General features: G+C 56.5%; 18 protein-coding genes and 1 tRNA gene. 11 read left to right on the top strand and 8 right to left on the bottom strand.

Annotation, left to right across the window (positions count from 1 at the left end; translation table 11 throughout):
* Window positions 1–85: 85 nt before the first annotated feature.
* Window positions 86–988 carry a transcriptional activator NhaR gene (nhaR, locus tag CFII64_RS25730; RefSeq protein WP_020293796.1) on the top strand — a complete coding sequence of 301 codons (903 nt, stop codon included), beginning with the start codon at window positions 86–88 and terminating at the stop codon, window positions 986–988.
* Between the two features lie 83 nt (window positions 989–1,071).
* On the opposite strand, the gene CFII64_RS25725 is transcribed toward nhaR, so the two are convergent.
* Window positions 1,072–1,581 (bottom strand): DUF1993 family protein, encoded by a 510-nt coding sequence (locus CFII64_RS25725; RefSeq protein ID WP_020293795.1) that lies wholly within the window; start codon window positions 1,579–1,581, stop codon window positions 1,072–1,074.
* Between the two features lie 166 nt (window positions 1,582–1,747).
* Here CFII64_RS25725 and CFII64_RS25720 point away from each other — a divergent pair, with 166 nt between their 5' ends.
* On the top strand, window positions 1,748–2,425 hold the full coding sequence (locus CFII64_RS25720; RefSeq protein WP_020293794.1) for a YceH family protein: 678 nt from the start codon (window positions 1,748–1,750) through the stop codon (window positions 2,423–2,425).
* Between the two features lie 66 nt (window positions 2,426–2,491).
* On the opposite strand, the gene CFII64_RS25715 is transcribed toward CFII64_RS25720, so the two are convergent.
* On the bottom strand, window positions 2,492–3,304 hold the full coding sequence (locus CFII64_RS25715) for a shikimate 5-dehydrogenase (protein ID WP_044901695.1): 813 nt from the start codon (window positions 3,302–3,304) through the stop codon (window positions 2,492–2,494).
* Between the two features lie 221 nt (window positions 3,305–3,525).
* On the opposite strand from CFII64_RS25715, the gene CFII64_RS25710 reads away from it, so the two are divergent.
* The 3 genes from CFII64_RS25710 (at window position 3,526) to CFII64_RS25700 (ending at window position 4,591) form a co-directional block, all read left to right on the top strand.
* Complete coding sequence (locus tag CFII64_RS25710) at window positions 3,526–3,891, top strand: hypothetical protein (RefSeq protein WP_020293792.1); 366 nt, start codon at window positions 3,526–3,528, stop codon at window positions 3,889–3,891.
* Between the two features lie 207 nt (window positions 3,892–4,098).
* Entirely contained in the window at window positions 4,099–4,293 is a 195-nt protein-coding gene (locus CFII64_RS25705) for a hypothetical protein (RefSeq protein WP_020293791.1), read from the top strand.
* Window positions 4,294–4,408: 115 nt separating this feature from the next.
* The gene (locus CFII64_RS25700; RefSeq protein ID WP_020293790.1) at window positions 4,409–4,591 is read left to right on the top strand and encodes a hypothetical protein; all 183 of its coding nucleotides are present in this window, start codon (window positions 4,409–4,411) and stop codon (window positions 4,589–4,591) included.
* A 103-nt stretch (window positions 4,592–4,694) separates the two neighbouring features.
* Here CFII64_RS25700 and CFII64_RS25695 read toward each other — a convergent pair whose 3' ends face one another.
* Complete coding sequence (locus CFII64_RS25695; protein WP_020293789.1) at window positions 4,695–5,255, bottom strand: hypothetical protein; 561 nt, start codon at window positions 5,253–5,255, stop codon at window positions 4,695–4,697.
* A 263-nt stretch (window positions 5,256–5,518) separates the two neighbouring features.
* On the opposite strand from CFII64_RS25695, the gene pbpG reads away from it, so the two are divergent.
* Both pbpG and CFII64_RS25685 read left to right on the top strand, forming a co-directional pair.
* Window positions 5,519–6,454, top strand: coding sequence for a D-alanyl-D-alanine endopeptidase (gene pbpG, locus CFII64_RS25690; protein ID WP_044901694.1), 936 nt, complete (start codon window positions 5,519–5,521; stop codon window positions 6,452–6,454).
* Between the two features lie 217 nt (window positions 6,455–6,671).
* Window positions 6,672–7,130: a DUF2214 family protein gene (locus CFII64_RS25685; RefSeq protein ID WP_020293787.1), complete on the top strand. Its 459-nt coding sequence runs from the start codon at window positions 6,672–6,674 to the stop codon at window positions 7,128–7,130.
* Window positions 7,131–7,199: 69 nt separating this feature from the next.
* On the opposite strand, the gene CFII64_RS25680 is transcribed toward CFII64_RS25685, so the two are convergent.
* From CFII64_RS25680 to CFII64_RS25660, 5 genes are all read right to left on the bottom strand, one after another.
* Window positions 7,200–8,630 (bottom strand): NAD-dependent succinate-semialdehyde dehydrogenase, encoded by a 1,431-nt coding sequence (locus tag CFII64_RS25680; RefSeq protein WP_020293786.1) that lies wholly within the window; start codon window positions 8,628–8,630, stop codon window positions 7,200–7,202.
* A 112-nt stretch (window positions 8,631–8,742) separates the two neighbouring features.
* Window positions 8,743–8,976: a hypothetical protein gene (locus CFII64_RS25675; protein WP_020293785.1), complete on the bottom strand. Its 234-nt coding sequence runs from the start codon at window positions 8,974–8,976 to the stop codon at window positions 8,743–8,745.
* 153 nt (window positions 8,977–9,129) lie between these two features.
* Entirely contained in the window at window positions 9,130–10,014 is an 885-nt protein-coding gene (locus tag CFII64_RS25670) for a DMT family transporter (protein WP_020293784.1), read from the bottom strand.
* Window positions 10,015–10,225: 211 nt separating this feature from the next.
* On the bottom strand, window positions 10,226–10,855 hold the full coding sequence (locus CFII64_RS25665) for a biliverdin-producing heme oxygenase (protein ID WP_020293783.1): 630 nt from the start codon (window positions 10,853–10,855) through the stop codon (window positions 10,226–10,228).
* An 88-nt stretch (window positions 10,856–10,943) separates the two neighbouring features.
* Window positions 10,944–12,569 carry an NADP-dependent glyceraldehyde-3-phosphate dehydrogenase gene (locus tag CFII64_RS25660; protein WP_020293782.1) on the bottom strand — a complete coding sequence of 542 codons (1,626 nt, stop codon included), beginning with the start codon at window positions 12,567–12,569 and terminating at the stop codon, window positions 10,944–10,946.
* Between the two features lie 161 nt (window positions 12,570–12,730).
* Here CFII64_RS25660 and CFII64_RS25655 point away from each other — a divergent pair.
* The 4 genes from CFII64_RS25655 (at window position 12,731) to CFII64_RS25640 (ending at window position 14,565) form a co-directional block, all read left to right on the top strand.
* A tRNA-Asn gene (locus CFII64_RS25655) sits at window positions 12,731–12,806 on the top strand.
* Between the two features lie 163 nt (window positions 12,807–12,969).
* Window positions 12,970–13,587, top strand: coding sequence for a ParA family protein (locus CFII64_RS29565; RefSeq protein WP_371106471.1), 618 nt, complete (start codon window positions 12,970–12,972; stop codon window positions 13,585–13,587).
* Window positions 13,588–13,711: 124 nt separating this feature from the next.
* A complete protein-coding gene (locus CFII64_RS25645) occupies window positions 13,712–14,119 on the top strand; it encodes an antitoxin Xre/MbcA/ParS toxin-binding domain-containing protein (RefSeq protein WP_044901723.1) in 408 nt (135 codons plus the stop codon).
* Entirely contained in the window at window positions 14,116–14,565 is a 450-nt protein-coding gene (locus CFII64_RS25640) for an RES family NAD+ phosphorylase (protein WP_020293779.1), read from the top strand. Before CFII64_RS25645 ends, CFII64_RS25640 begins: the two co-directional genes overlap by 4 nt.
* Window positions 14,566–14,817 lie beyond the last annotated feature (252 nt).

Raw genomic sequence — 14,817 nt, 5'->3', positions numbered from 1 at the left:
GGGGCGCATTCTAGTCAGGCAGATAGTTCAGGAAAATTCGTATTTTCAAGGCGTATACTTCGGCGATAACGAATCGGGAAACTTTATGCTGAATTATCGACAGCTGCATTACTTCTGGGTGGTTGCAAAAACCGGCAGCATTGTTCGCGCCTGTGACCAATTGAACCTGACCCCGCAAACCATCAGCGGCCAGATCAGCCTTCTGGAACAAACCTTGGGCGTCGATTTATTCCAGCGGGTCGGACGCCAGCTGGAATTGACCGAAGCCGGCCGGCTCGCACTCCCTTATGCCGAGCAAATGTTTCAGTTGGGCAATGAGCTTGAAGCGATGTTGCGCGCGCAGCCGGACGAACAGCAGATTCTGTTTCGGGTCGGCGTCGCGGATGTGGTTCCCAAGTCGATCGTCTATCGGCTAATAGCGCCCACGATGGAGTTGCAGGAGCCGATGCGCATCAGTTGCCGCGAGGACAAACTGGAGCGATTGCTGGCCGATCTGGCGATTCAGCGCCTTGATCTGGTGATCTCCGACAGTCCGATGCCTTCGCACCTGGACATTAAAGGCTACAGCCAGAAGCTGGGTGAGTGCGGCATCAGCTTTTTCGCGACGCCAGAACTGGCCCAGCGCTATGGCAAAGACTTTCCTGCCAGTATGCAGGGAGCACCGTTGCTGATTCCCGGACAGGAAACCGTCGTGCGCAGCAGATTGATGCGCTGGTTCGCGGATCAGAACGTGCAGCCGCGCATTGTCGGAGAGTTCGACGACAGCGCGCTGATGAAAGCTTTCGGCAAGTCAGGCAGCGGCATCTTTGTCGCGCCCAGCGTGATTGCCGATGAGGTGCAGGCCCAGTACGGCGTCGAACTGCTCGGCCAGACGGACGCCGTGACCGAGTCGTTCTACGCCATTTCCGTAGAGCGCAAGGTCAAGCACCCAGGCATTATTGCGATCACCGAAAGCGCCCGGCACAAGCTGTTTACCGATACCGTTTAGGTGCAGAGCGCAAACCGCCGCATGACAACAGTCGTGCGGCGGCTTGAGTGGAGCAGATCAACGAATCATGGAGTCGTCGCGGATTACACAGCGCCCATGAAGTCACGCTTGCCGATTTCTACGCCGTTGTGGCGCAGCAAGTCGTAAGCGGTGGTGACGTGGAAGAAGAACTGCGGAAGGCTGTAGGTCAGCAGATAGCTCTGGCCGGTGAAACGTTTTTCTTTCGGTGTGCCCGGACGCAGGATGATTTCGATCTCTTCGTTGCCGTCGACCTGTTCCGGCTTGATGCTGCCGATGAAGGCCAGGGTCTTGGCGAGCAAGGCTTGCAGCTCGGCAAAAGTGGTCTCGGTATCGTCATATTTAGGCATTTCTACATTTGCCAGACGCGCCGAAGCCCCTTTGGCGATGTCGACAGCGATCTGCACCTGACGGGTGAAGTTGAGCATGTCCGGAAACAGGCGAGCCTGCAGCAGAGCGTCAGGCTGGATGTTCTTCTCGGTGGCGTGGGCCTCGGCCTTGGTCAGGATGGCGCTCAAGGCATTGAGCATTTGCTGAAACACCGGGATGGAGGCGGAATACAAAGAAATAGTCATGACAGATCCTGAATGAAAGGTAAGCGATTATAGGCACGCTATCCTGGCAACGCAGTTGGTCTTTATTGTCGTCATCCTTGAAAAGCGCAAACACAGGCTTCAGGCGCTGGAAAATATTCATCACACAGCCTAGGCTGACTGCCCGCCATCGCCTATGGAAAGCGCCATGTCTACCGAACAGCCTTCGCCGTCACCTGCAGACGCGCCCGACACGACCGACGCGCTGCACCTCAACAGCACGGAATTGCGCATTCTGGGTTGCCTGATCGAAAAGCAGGCGACCAGTCCTGAAACCTATCCGCTGACCCTCAACGCGTTGGTTACCGCCTGCAATCAGAAAACCAGCCGCGACCCGGTGATGAACCTGACGCCAGGCCAGGTCGGTCAAAGCCTGCGCGCCCTGGAAGGCCGCCGCCTGACGCGTCTGGTGATGGGCAGCCGTGCCGATCGTTGGGAACACAAGGTCGACAAGGCACTGGAGCTGGTCCCGGCGCAAGTCATTCTGACGGGCCTTTTGTTGCTGCGCGGCCCGCAAACCGTCAACGAGTTGCTCACCCGCAGTAACCGGATGCATGACTTCGAGGACAACGAGCAAGTGGTTCATCAACTGGAGCGGCTGATTTCCCGCAACATGGCCATGTTGGTGCCACGCCAGTCCGGGCAGCGGGAAGACCGTTACATGCACACCTTGGGCAACCCCGAGGAGCTGCAGGAAATACTCGCCAACCGGCAAAACGCCCCAGAGCGCAGTTCCGGGGGTTCAGCATCGGCATCCGCTGAACGTCTGGACGAACTGGAAGCGCGTATTGCAGCACTCGAAGAGCGCCTGGCGAAGCTCGAATAGCCGGCAGCCATCAGGTGTCGCGCCCTGCCCTGTTACCCGATCTCGATAACAGGGCCAAAGGACTGGTCAGCCGCGAGCAAATGCTGCGGCCAGTTGGAATTGCTCGTCGGTCGGGCGCACTCCGGTGTACAACACGAACTGCTCCAATGCCTGAATGGCCGCGACTTCATCGCCGCTGATAATGCGTTTCTGCAAACGTCTGGCCGCCTTGATTAACGGCGTTTGCGCTGGCGTGGCCACTACATCGAAAACCGTCTCTGCGGCTTCAATGGCATCCTCGCTGAAAGAAAGCTCTTCAGACTGCGCGCCAGTCATGCCCAGTGGGGTAACGTTGACCAACAGCGGCGGACGCGCCTTGCCAAGCTCAGCCTGCCAGCGCAACCCACAGGCATCGGCCAGAGCGCGGCCGGTTTTCTCATTACGGGCAATAATCATCCCGCTCGTGAAGCCTGCATCGCGCATGGCAGACACCACTGCCTTGGCCATGCCGCCGCTGCCACGCAAGGCAAACTCGGTCATGGGCACCGCTCGACTCTGCAGCAGTTGCGCAACAGCGATGTAATCGGTGTTGTAGGCCTTTAAATGCCCGTCAGTATTGACGATGGTATTGATCGACTGAATCGCGGTCGCTGAAGCATCCATCTCGTCGACCCATTCAATACACGCCTCCTTGAACGGCATCGATACCCCACAGCCGCGGATGCCGAGGGCACGTATTCCGCCGACCGCAGCAGGAAGGTCGCCGGTCGTAAACGCCTTGTAGTAAAAGTTGAGTCCGAGCTGTTCATACAAGTGATTATGAAAACGCACGCCGAAGTTACCGGGGCGTCCGGCCAGCGACATGCACAGCTGTGTTTCTTTGTTGGGGACCATTAGCATTATTTCTCCTCAACGGTATTAGAAAACCTGCCCGGCAGGCGTACTATTCACACCGCATCAGTAAGTCGATCCGGTAGTTTTAAACTCGCCGGATACCTTACACAAAATTTACGCAACGACTTCGCAGTTTTCCCTGAAACCGCTGTCTTAGAATTATCCCGTGGCAGTGCTTGAGAAGAATGCAAGCCCGCGACAACGGGGTTGAAAGCCGAGGAACAGTCATGATTCGTCAAATCCCCAAGGTTGCCTTGTTGATAGGTGCCCTAGCCCTCGCAGGCCAAGCGAACGCCCATGGCGGCGGTGGTGGCTGGGGTGGTCCGGCAGTCGTTGGTGCCATTGTTGGTGCGGCGGTAGTGGGCGCAGCGGTTTCGTCCGGGCGTGACCGAACTGTCTATGTCGAACAGCCTCAACCTGTTTATGTGCAGCAGCCGGTGTATGTCCAGGCGCCGCCACCACCGGTTTACTATCAACCGGGATATCAGGTGGTCGTCCCACCGCCGGTCTACTATCAGCCACGCCATTACGGCCCGCCACCCGGCTATTACTACGGTCCGCCCCGTGGCTACTATGATCGCGGCCGCTGGTAACAGTTGATCTTCAGCCCCGCCCTCCGGCGGGGTTGTTGTTTGTGAGGTTCAGCAAAGCCAGTCCGACGACACCGCCAAACCGACCGTCGCTTTCAGAACAGTGACTGGCTCGGAAACCGATCATCATGGGTATCGGAATCATTCAATGGACGGCCGGTCATCCTGTAGATAGCCGTTTCGAACCTCATAAAAACAAGGAATGCGTTTATGCCGACACAGCACCCGCATCGAGCCGCTGGACTCTGCACCTCCAACAAGGTCTACAGCGCGCTGACCGAATTGAAGAGCCTTGAAGGCCATCGCACCGCCAAGCTCCTCTCTCTTCTGGCACAAAACCTGGTCGACAAAGGCATGCTGACCGACACGGAAGTCGTTGCAATGCTGGACCTTGTCGTCGACTGATCGCTCGCAATCGGCCGGACATTGCTCTTGTCATCAATGTCGACTATCGAGAGCGGTGATTTCTGCATCCCGCCTTGGCGCCTTAAAGTAGCGCCATAGATTGATGGAGGCAGTTATGACCAAGGTTCAAATCATGTCGGTAGTTGGAAGCGCTGTTCCGGCGAACCTCAGAGAGCGCGGCCTGTTGGCCTGCTGGTATCTGATGCAGAACGGTGAACCCGTCAGCGGACCTTTCGTATCCTTGCCTGCGGCACAGGCGCTGTCCGCGAAACTCGACGGCGCCCAGCTGAACGGCTAAGCCTTTTCAACGAATTTCGTTTTAGCTCAAATCGTGCGTTGCTCCGCACAACCCCTTGCCCGCATCCCTCCCCTGATGCGGGCTTTTTTTTGCTTGATCGAAATCAGGTACGCTCGGCCATCGCTGCGTTGACCTGACAACGATGCGCCAGTTTCTGCAGCCTTTTTTCAAGGGCCATGAACACCACGCGGTCAGCGCGGCCGCTTTCAAGTTCATCAATCAAGTCATTGGCGACTTGCCGCAATTCATATGCAATGACCACGCGATCATCGTTCAAGTCCTGCTTGTGCGATTCAAACAGGCGATGCAGGTAATCCTGCAGCGTGTTTTGCAAGCGGTGCCGATCCGACGCGCGCAAGTGATTCAAACTGACGCTGATCTTGGCCAACAACTCGCTGAGCTCACCGCACAGGTATTGAATGCGGCGCGCATAACCGGTTTCACGCGTGCGCAATTGCTGACGCTGGATTGCAGCATCCTGCTTCTTCTGAATGGCCGGAATCGCCACCGCAACCATCATCCCGACAATCAATCCCGTGGCCTGCACCCAACCTGCCCAATCGGCCGGCCTGGAAAAAAAACCCAAGCCCGACAGGACTACGGCGACGGCACCGGCGACGATCACCAATACTGCGTAATCCTTACTGATAAACCCTTTGGGCATTGCGCGACTCCTTTGATCTGCGTAGGCAACCATCGATGGCATGGGATGCTAATCGTTGCGCGCCTGGCGCACCACGACTATTCACCACCGCGCCTGTTCGAAGGGTTTAGTCGGCAGAAGCTGAACCTTGCCTGTCGCTGCAGTTTTATTAGCGAAAGGCCTTACAACACCCATCGACAGTCACCAACTGTGCTCCTAAAATGCGGGATTATTCTTATAACTCCGTGCGATATCGTACTTTCCACTCTTAGTGAGCATCTCGCTTGAAAACTCATCTTTCTCTTCTCGGCCTATTATTTGTTCTTACAGGCCCGGTACTTTGCACCAGTGCCCAGGCGAACGAGCCCGCCGCCATTTCACGCGACCCGTCACAACTTCATCTTGCCTCTGGCAGCGCCATGGTCGTCGACCTGCAAACGGACAAGGTCTTGTACTCCAGCAACCCTGACGTGATTGTGCCTATCGCTTCGGTCACCAAGCTCATGACGGCAATGATCGTGCTTGACGCAAAACTGCCGATGGACGAAGTCATCCCGATCAACATCTCGCAAACGCCAGAAATGAAAGGCGTATTTTCCAGGGTCAAGATCGGCAGCGAATTACCGCGCAAAGAGATGCTGCTGATCGCCTTGATGTCGTCGGAAAACCGCGCTGCAGCGAGCCTGGCCCATAGCTATCCCGGCGGCTACGCTGCGTTTATCCAGGCCATGAACGCCAAAGCCAAGGCCCTTGGCATGAAGCACACCGTGTATGTCGAGCCAACCGGCCTCTCGATCTACAACGTATCGACCGCGCGCGACCTGACCAAACTGGTCCTGGCCGCTCGCAAATACCCGATGTTGAGCGAGCTGAGCACGACACCAGAGAAGACCGTGACATTCCGCAAACCCACGTACAGCCTGGGCTTCAGCAATACCGACCACCTGGTCCGTAAATCCAACTGGGACATCAAGCTGACCAAAACCGGCTTCACCAATCAGGCGGGGCATTGCCTGGTGTTGCTGACCAGCATGGCCAGTCGCCCGGTGTCAGTGGTGATTCTCGATGCGTTCGGCAAATACACCCACTTCGCCGATGCCAGCCGTTTGCGCCTGTGGATGGAGACCGGCAAAAGCGGTCCGGCGCCTGAAGTTGCCTTGCAGTATAAAAAGGAAAAAAACCTGATCATGAAACAGAATGGATTGCAGGCCAAAGAGTAACTGCCCCGGCCTTATTCCTGTATCTGGCGATTGACTGCAAAGCACCGCACACTTTGCAGTCAATCCGCTATTGCCACGCCCAAACTTCACCTGCAACTTCCCCCGCTTAACAAAAATTTCATCCGCTGGCGCAACACTCTTCAAGCAAACAATCCCCTCATGAGCTAAACCTCTGTCAACGCTTGCATTAATTCGAGCGGCTTTCGGGAGTACAAACATGCTCGTCAAATGGCTGCTGGCCGCGTTGCACCTACTGGCGTTCGGTTTTGCCCTGGCCGCCGTGCTGGCCCGAGGACGCGCGTTGCGTCGACTGCGTGACGATGACCCAAGGTCATTCCGAGACGTATTCGTGGTCGACAACATTTGGGGAATATCCGCCGCCATACTGCTGATCACGGGTGCCCTTCGCGCGTTTGGCGGTTTCGAAAAAGGCTCGTATTACTACCTGCACCAGCCGCTGTTTCACCTGAAGATGCTGGCATTCATTGCGATTGTGGCCCTGGAAGTCATCCCGATGTTCGCGCTCATCAAGTGGCGCATAGCCTTCAAAAACCAGGAACACATCGATACGCGCCGCGCCCGCCGATTTGCGAGGATCAGCCATGCAGAAGCGGCGTTGATGGTCATCATGGTGATCGCCGCGACCGGCATGGCGCGGGGCAACCTGCTTAGCTAGCAGCAGAAACAACTCGGCCGCGAGACCTTTGAAGGTTTCGCGGCCGAGCCACACTCGATGCGGGCGGTATCAGTTGTACTGAGTCACCAGCTTGACATTGAGGTATGCCTCGATGGCCTCAGTGCCGCCTTCGGAGCCGTAACCGGAGTCCTTGATCCCGCCAAATGGAATCTCCGGCAGGCCGATCCCCAAATGGTTGATCGACAGCATGCCCGCCTCGATATAAGTACTCAGCGCATTGGCCGTTTTCATCGACGTGGTGAACGCGTATGACGCGAGTCCGAAAGGCACCCGATTGGACTCTTCCAAGGCTTCTTCCAGGGTGTCAAAAGGCACCAGCAGCGCGACAGGGCCAAAAGGTTCTTCATTCATGATGCGCATCTGGCGAGTCAGGCCGCTGAGTACCGTCGGTTCGAAGAAATAACCCGGACCTGCGATGGCCTTCCCGCCGGCGTGTACGGTCGCGCCAGCATTGCGTGCATCGTCCACTAATGCAGACAAGGCCGGGATGCGTCGTTCATTGGCAACCGGTCCCATGGTCGTGGTCGCATCGAGTCCGTTGCCGACCTTGATTTCCCGGGTCAGGCCAACGAACTTCTCGGTGAAGGCGTCGAACACGCCGCGCTGCACCAGAATACGTGTTGGGGAAACACAGACCTGACCGGCATTGCGGAACTTGGACAGGGTCAGCACCCGCGCCGCCAGATCGATATCGGCGTCGTCGAATACCAGGGCAGGTGCATGCCCGCCCAACTCCATCGTGGCGCGTTTCATGTGCTGACCCGCCAAGGCCGCCAGCTGTTTACCCACCGGCGTCGAGCCGGTGAAGGTGACTTTGCGAATCGCCGGATGCGGAATCAAATAGCTGGAAATCTGCGCCGGATCGCCATAAACCAGACCAATCACACCTGCCGGAACACCGGCATCGGCGAACGCACGAATCAATTCGGCAGGCGATGCAGGGGTTTCTTCCGGGGCCTTGATGATAATCGAGCAGCCAGCCGCCAGCGCCGACGACAGCTTGCGCACAATCTGATTGATCGGGAAGTTCCACGGCGTGAAGGCAGCCACAGGACCTACGGGTTCCTTGATGACTTTTTGTTCGATGCCTGCGCCACGCGACGGAACGATGCGTCCGTAACTGCGGCGACCTTCTTCCGCGAGCCATTCAACAACGTCGGCTGCCGCCAGCGTTTCGGTGCGAGCTTCGGCCAAGGGCTTGCCTTGTTCCTGAGTCAGGATTCGAGCGATGGTCTCGACGCGCTCACGCAGCAGGTGCGCAGCTTTTTGCATGATTTTGTAGCGATCAAAGGCCGAGGTGCGCCGCCATACCGCAAAACCGCGTTCGGCGGCCGCCAGTGCTTCATCGAGATCGACGATGTCGGCATGGGCCACAGTCCCTAGGGTTTCGCCGGTGGCAGGATCCATGACTGGCAAGGTTCGACCGTCGCGGCTGGCGCGCCACTGGCCGTCGATGAAAAGCTGAACATCAGGATACATAGAGATTCTCCAATCGCATTCAAGTGATGAACGAATTTAGGGGTACCTGCTCGTATTGGTCAAGCCTGAATATCTGCCAAGCCGGTAAGCCCCCTCGGATAGCGCCGAATTTTCAGGCCGTCAGCTCGGTTTCACGCTGGGTTGCAGCGTCGTCGTAAACGACATAAAGCCGCTCTGCAATCTGACTTTTGATCGCCTTGGCCGTTTCCAGCCCGAGCACGAAGCCCTCGGCCTTGCCGCCCGCACGATTCAGCTCGCTGACCGTGCCTGCCTGAGTGATCGCTTCAAACAGTTTTTCAGCGTGCGGGCCCGCGCCTTTTGGGAGGGATATCTGGTCAATGCTCATGTAGTAATTCCTGGCGTGCAAAAAAGGCAGAGGACCGCGCCAGGTAACAAAAACCAGCCAAGTGACCGACGCGGCAAAAAGGTGAGCACATGGTAGACCTGTCCGGTGACATCGGGGGCCAGCAATTGCGCCCCGATGCCAAAGCTGAGCGAATCAGCCTTTTCTGCGTTGCTGCCAGGCGGCTGCCAGGCCGCTAAGGCAAATGACCGTGATGCCGAACTGTGCGGTCAGCGACGGGGCGTGGTCGAAGACCAGATATCCCAGCAGACCTGCGAACACGATCTGGCAATAGCTGAACGGAGCCAGCATCGCAGGGGCTGCGAAGCGGTAAGCCTGGGTCAACAGCAAGTGCGCGACCATGCCGCAGGTTCCCAGCGCCAGCATCAACGGCAGATGCTTGAGCTCTGGCGTTTTCCAGAAAACAGGCACCAATGCGGACATCACAAGGGTGTTGAACAGGCCGGCGAAGAAGTTGCTGGTCGTTGGGCTGTCATGGGCGCTGACCATGCGTGTCAGCAATTGATAGAAAGCGAAACACAACGCTGAACACAGCGGCAGAAGACTGGCCGGCGTAAACAATTCGCCACCCGGATGGACAATGATCAGCACGCCGACAAAACCGACCAATACGGCCGCCCACTGCTTGCGCGTCACATGTTCGCGCAGCAATGGCACCGACAGCGCAGTAATAAGCAAGGGAGCCAGAAAGTTAACTGCGGTCGCTTCGGCCAACGGGATGTACATCAGGCCAGTGGTAAAAAACAGACTGGTACCCAACAGACACAACGCGCGCATCACCTGCCATTTAAGCCGCTTGGTTCGCAAAACCCGCAAGCCCGCCGAAGGCATGAAAATGCAGGCCATCAACAAGGTGTGCACGACGTAGCGCACCCAGACCACCATGACAATGGGATAGAAACCCGACAGGTATTTGGAAAGCGTATCGTGCGTAGAGAAAAGAAGAGTCGCCAGAACAATAAGGGCGATACCCTTGAGTGGCTGATTGACGCCGGATAAAGGCGTGCTGGCAGTGCTCATCGAGTTTCCTTGGCGAGGCAGAAAACAGGCACTTGACTGGATGCCAATACGGCAATGTGCCCGCCGTCCCTGAGTGATGGATAGCGCAAGAATATAGAAGCGTCTGCCGTAATCCAAACAAAGCCGCAGAATTCAGGAATATTTATGACCGAGCGGTCCCGCGACGACGCTCAGGTCCACAGCCAGACCTGGATTTGCGCCGCATCGATACTTACCGCAGAACCTGCGAGCGCTCCAACCAACGTTCAAAACTTGTAAAAGTAAGGAGCGCGGACTGGACAACCTGGTCGCGCTGACTGGGGTCATCGACGCCCGAAAGCAGCGCAAGAAAACTCCGCCACATCTGCCCTGCCGCACTCCCATAAACATTCAGAAATGCGCCACCACTGTCGCTGTCAATCGCGAGCCTGGCTTTTACGATCCGACTCAATACCTGACCGCCGAGGGTTGCGCCTTCCATCACATACATGACACCCAGCGCTTGCAGCGCATTGGTCAACGGCGGCAGTTCATGGCACATCTCAAGTGCTGAAATTTGCTCTTGAGTGAGCCCCAACACTTCAAGATCCTTTTCCAGCGCCGCTGCTTTATGTCGGCCAATGAGACTTGACCTATCGAGATCGCAAACCCGGTCAAGTTGTTGTTCAAGGGCAAAGTAAAAGCCGTAATAGGCTTCAAGCAGGCGCAGGTAAGCACCTCTGTCGAGGTCGGCAGACTCAAACGGCAGTCTTTTCTCCAGGGATTTATGGGGCGCGGCGGTGGCGTCGCGCAGTTCTTGATGAACCAGAGAGACATGCAGCTTTCCTGGATTCAACGCTGTTTGACTGTTTACTTCAACCAAGGTTTTTCAAGTCCGGCAAGGTGTAAGTAATGGTTCAGCAATCGATATCGGCGCCAAATCGCGACGCCGATACCCCTGAACCACTTTTTTAGAAAATGTAATCGGTGGTTAAAAAACTCGATTCGCGGTTTTTTATGATGTCGCTGATCAGCGCCTTGTTCGCATCCTGGAATTTGGTTGCCACAAGGGTTCGAATCGAGAACACCCGCAGGGCATCATGCACAGACAATGTGCCTTCCGCTGAGTTTTTTCGGCCGTTGAAAGGAAACTGATCAGGGCCACGCTGACACTGCGCATTGATGTTGATACGGCCGACCTGATTGGCAAATGCATCGACCAGACGACCGACCTGGGCCGAGTCTGTGCCGAAGATACTCAGCTGCTGACCGAAATCGGAATCCAGGACGTAGTCGATGACCTTTTCCAGATCGCTGTACACCACGACGGGCACCACTGGCCCGAATTGCTCTTCGTGATAAACCCGCATCTGAGCATTTACCGGATACAAAAGCGCGGGATAAAAAAACGTTTCGCGGATTTCACCACCACCGGGATTTATAACTTGTGCGCCTTTTTCCAGCGCATCATCCACCAAACCCTTGAGGTATTCGGTTTTCCCTGGCTCAGGCAACGGCGTCAGCGATACGCCCGATTCCCAAGGCATCCCAGGTTTCAGCTGGGCGAGTTTGTCGGTGAATTTCTGCAGAAAACTATCGACGACGTTTTCGTGAACAAACAGAATTTTCAATGCGGTGCAGCGCTGCCCGTTGAACGACAAAGAGCCGGTAACACACTCGCTGACCGCATTATCCAGGTCAACATCTGGCAAAACGATGCCTGGGTTCTTGGCGTCCAGGCCCAGCGCAGCACGCAGACGATGCGGCTTGGGGTGCAGTTTTTTCAAATCGCTGGCAGCCTTGTTGGTGCCGATAAAAGCAAACACATCGATCTTGCCACTGGCCATCAGGGCGCTGACAGTTTCGCGACCACTGCCGTAGATCACGTTAATGACACCTGCTGGAAAACTGTCGCGGAACGCTTCAAGCAGCGGACGAATCAGCAACACCCCAAATTTCGCCGGTTTAAAAACCACGGTATTACCCATGATCAATGCCGGGATCAGCGTGGTGAACGTCTCGTTCAGCGGATAGTTGTAAGGCCCCATGCACAGTGTCACGCCCAACGGCACGCGCCGTATCTGACCCAGCGTATCCTGCTCAAGCTCAAAACGGCTCGAACGCCGGTCCAGCTCTTTCAGTGCATTGATAGTGTCGGTGATGTAGTCGCAGGTTCGATCAAATTCCTTTTCCGAGTCCTTGAGATTCTTGCCAATCTCCCACATCAACAACTTGACCACGGCTTCACGCTGCTCCCGCATACGCTTGAGGAAGGCTTCGACATGGCGGATTCGATCCACGACCCGCATTGTCGGCCAGCTACCCTGCCCTCGGTCGTAAGCCTGAACGGCCGCATCCAACGCCGTCATCGCCGTTGCGGCATCCATCAATGGCGTACTGCCGAGAATCACCGAGCGGATACCTTCCGCAACCGTCAGGCAAATCGGACTGCGCACCGGAGCCAACGGCCCCGGCCACACATGCAACGCCCCACCGACCAGGAATTCGCGCTGTTCGATGGCGTCGCCTGGACGATACTGCTGCGGGATGTCTTCCAGCGCGGGGAATAATGTTTCAAGTTGGCTGTTAACAGTCACTTCCTTGCACCTCTCGTGAAATGGCAACAAACACGTTCCCGGACACCTTACGCCAAACCCTGGCTGCGAATGAACCCTCTGCGAAGACAGCCTGTCGGCAACCGAAAATATTTTCCGGGCTTGCTTGACTTCTCCAATCCAATCAGTAACATAGCGCTCATTCCGCGATAGCTCAGTTGGTAGAGCAAGTGACTGTTAATCACTGGGTCCCTGGTTCGAGTCCAGGTCGTGGAGCCAAATGTTTCAAGAGATTGGGCGGTTTTTGTAGGTATTTTCAAGGATCCGGTGAGCTAGTCACCGGAAACTTAAGGCCAACAAAACCGCCCTTTTTCGTTGAGGTTTCCCCCTCACGCAGACTTTGCCCAGCTCGTTGTGTCGGTTTAAGCGCTGTCTCTAATCAATCGATTTTGAGGCAAGCACCCTGAAAATCGCATCGATCCTCTCAACCAAAGGCGGCCCTGGCAAGACCACAGTAACCGCAAACCTGGGCGCATTCTGCGCCGACGCCAATCTCAGCACCCTGCCCATCGACCTCGATACGCACCCCTGTTGTCTTCGTTTTATCGTCTGGACAGCGAAGCTCCCGGCGGCACCCTACCAGCTGATTTCCCAGAACGAAACCATCCCTGTGCTGGCTGCCCGCGAGTTTTACCGGGGCACCCAGCAATTGCTCAAGGACCTTGCGCCTCTGGCATCGCTGGGCGTGCACACTCCGCCGCTGAACATCGTGATCAACAAGCTCAATGCGACCAACGATGCGAGCCTGATTTACCAATCCCTCGTCGAAACCCTGGCGGATCATCCGCAGATCAACTTGCTCGACACCACCATTCCCGCCGCCGTGAGCTTTCGCCGGGTACCTGCCAGCGGATCAGCGGCACAAGGCGATCATAGCCCTCGGGCCACTGGCCACCGAGTTGCGCCAGGATGTACTCGATCAGTGGGCTGCCAAACCACTGGAGTCGATGCGCACCCCGTTCGGCTACCTGCTGCGCACGATCGAAAAAGCCCGCAATAGTGAGTTCAACACCCACCCCACAGCACATCGGAGCAGCCACTTCACCGTGCTGTTTGCGCCTGTTCCAATGAGTGACATTTTGCCTTATAGTTTCAGGCAAATTGCCGTTTCGTTGGAGGAAGGCATGATCGTACAACCGGATTTTCAAGTATTGGAAATGATGGGCGGTATTCCGGGCGAGCCCATGGACCTGCTTATCCGCACCGGCGTCTCGCTTGAAGCCATCGATAACCTGTCCCGACATGGGGTCAGCGCCGTCAGCGTCGGCATCATCAATGCCCGGACCCTGCGCCACCGCCGGACCAAGGGCGAGCGTCTTTCTCCGGAAGAAGGTGACCGTTTGTATCGCGTCAGCAAACTGGTGGTACTGGCCGAACAGGTGTTCGGCGACAAGGACAAGGCGGCTCACTGGCTGAACAAGGCGCAGAAGGCATTTGGCGGGCTGACTGCCCTTGAAGCAGCGGCAACCACGCCTGGCTATGTGGCCGCAGAAGAAACACTGGAGCGAATCAATCACGGATTTTTTGCATGACCGAACGTGTTCTATGGCGAATTTCGAATTTCAAGGATCTGAGCGGAATAGGCGGTACCAAGGTATCGGGCCGCTGGCACACCAAGGGGCATCCGGTGGTTTACCTGGCAGATTGGCCGGCTACGTCGCTGCTGGAAGTGCTGGTTCATCTGGAGTTGAGCATGGATGAATTGCCCGAGCATTTCACGCTGCTGCGTGTCGAGTTGCCGGACAGCATCAGCGTCATCGACGGGCACGACCACCTGAACGAAGATTGGCAGATGGACGTGCTCGCCACGCGCAAGATCGGCGATCGCTGGCTACAGGGAGAGGAGTCCCTGCTCTACCGCGTACCCACGGCCATTGTGCCGGCGAACTGCAACTACCTGTTCAACCCGCTGCACCCTGACGCGGCCAGCGCCAAACTCACAGCCTTTGATTTTCCGGCGGACAAGCGCCTATTTTGAAGTGACGCCACTGGCCTCACAGTGCATATCGGCAGCATGATTCCACTGGAATCACAGTAGCCCGTCGCTAATTGCGATCAGTGTTCACCTTTCCTCTTAGCATGCCCAAACCACCACACCTTCATTCCAGTTTACGGACTGACAGCCTCCCATGCTTTGAACATGTTCCGCTGACGCCGTCAGCAACATGCCCAGGTAGCTTCGATCTTCAAGGCTACGGCGCAGCGATGCGTTGATCGTCCCAAGATCGCC

The sequence above is a fragment of the Pseudomonas sp. CFII64 genome, assembly GCF_000416235.1.
Classification (GTDB): Bacteria; Pseudomonadota; Gammaproteobacteria; order Pseudomonadales; family Pseudomonadaceae; genus Aquipseudomonas.
This window is presented reverse-complemented; position numbering and strand designations above follow the sequence as displayed.

Excerpts from the sequence above, each read along its gene's own strand:
- nhaR (WP_020293796.1), top strand. The coding sequence starts at position 86 with ATGCTGAATTATCGACAGCTGCATTACTTCTGGGTGGTTGCAAAAACC.
- CFII64_RS25725 (WP_020293795.1), bottom strand. The coding sequence starts at position 1,581 with ATGACTATTTCTTTGTATTCCGCCTCCATCCCGGTGTTTCAGCAAATG.
- CFII64_RS25720 (WP_020293794.1), top strand. The coding sequence starts at position 1,748 with ATGTCTACCGAACAGCCTTCGCCGTCACCTGCAGACGCGCCCGACACG.
- CFII64_RS25715 (WP_044901695.1), bottom strand. The coding sequence starts at position 3,304 with ATGCTAATGGTCCCCAACAAAGAAACACAGCTGTGCATGTCGCTGGCC.
- CFII64_RS25710 (WP_020293792.1), top strand. The coding sequence starts at position 3,526 with ATGATTCGTCAAATCCCCAAGGTTGCCTTGTTGATAGGTGCCCTAGCC.
- CFII64_RS25705 (WP_020293791.1), top strand. The coding sequence starts at position 4,099 with ATGCCGACACAGCACCCGCATCGAGCCGCTGGACTCTGCACCTCCAAC.
- CFII64_RS25700 (WP_020293790.1), top strand. The coding sequence starts at position 4,409 with ATGACCAAGGTTCAAATCATGTCGGTAGTTGGAAGCGCTGTTCCGGCG.
- CFII64_RS25695 (WP_020293789.1), bottom strand. The coding sequence starts at position 5,255 with ATGCCCAAAGGGTTTATCAGTAAGGATTACGCAGTATTGGTGATCGTC.
- CFII64_RS25685 (WP_020293787.1), top strand. The coding sequence starts at position 6,672 with ATGCTCGTCAAATGGCTGCTGGCCGCGTTGCACCTACTGGCGTTCGGT.
- CFII64_RS25680 (WP_020293786.1), bottom strand. The coding sequence starts at position 8,630 with ATGTATCCTGATGTTCAGCTTTTCATCGACGGCCAGTGGCGCGCCAGC.
- CFII64_RS25675 (WP_020293785.1), bottom strand. The coding sequence starts at position 8,976 with ATGAGCATTGACCAGATATCCCTCCCAAAAGGCGCGGGCCCGCACGCT.
- CFII64_RS25670 (WP_020293784.1), bottom strand. The coding sequence starts at position 10,014 with ATGAGCACTGCCAGCACGCCTTTATCCGGCGTCAATCAGCCACTCAAG.
- CFII64_RS25645 (WP_044901723.1), top strand. The coding sequence starts at position 13,712 with ATGATCGTACAACCGGATTTTCAAGTATTGGAAATGATGGGCGGTATT.
- CFII64_RS25640 (WP_020293779.1), top strand. The coding sequence starts at position 14,116 with ATGACCGAACGTGTTCTATGGCGAATTTCGAATTTCAAGGATCTGAGC.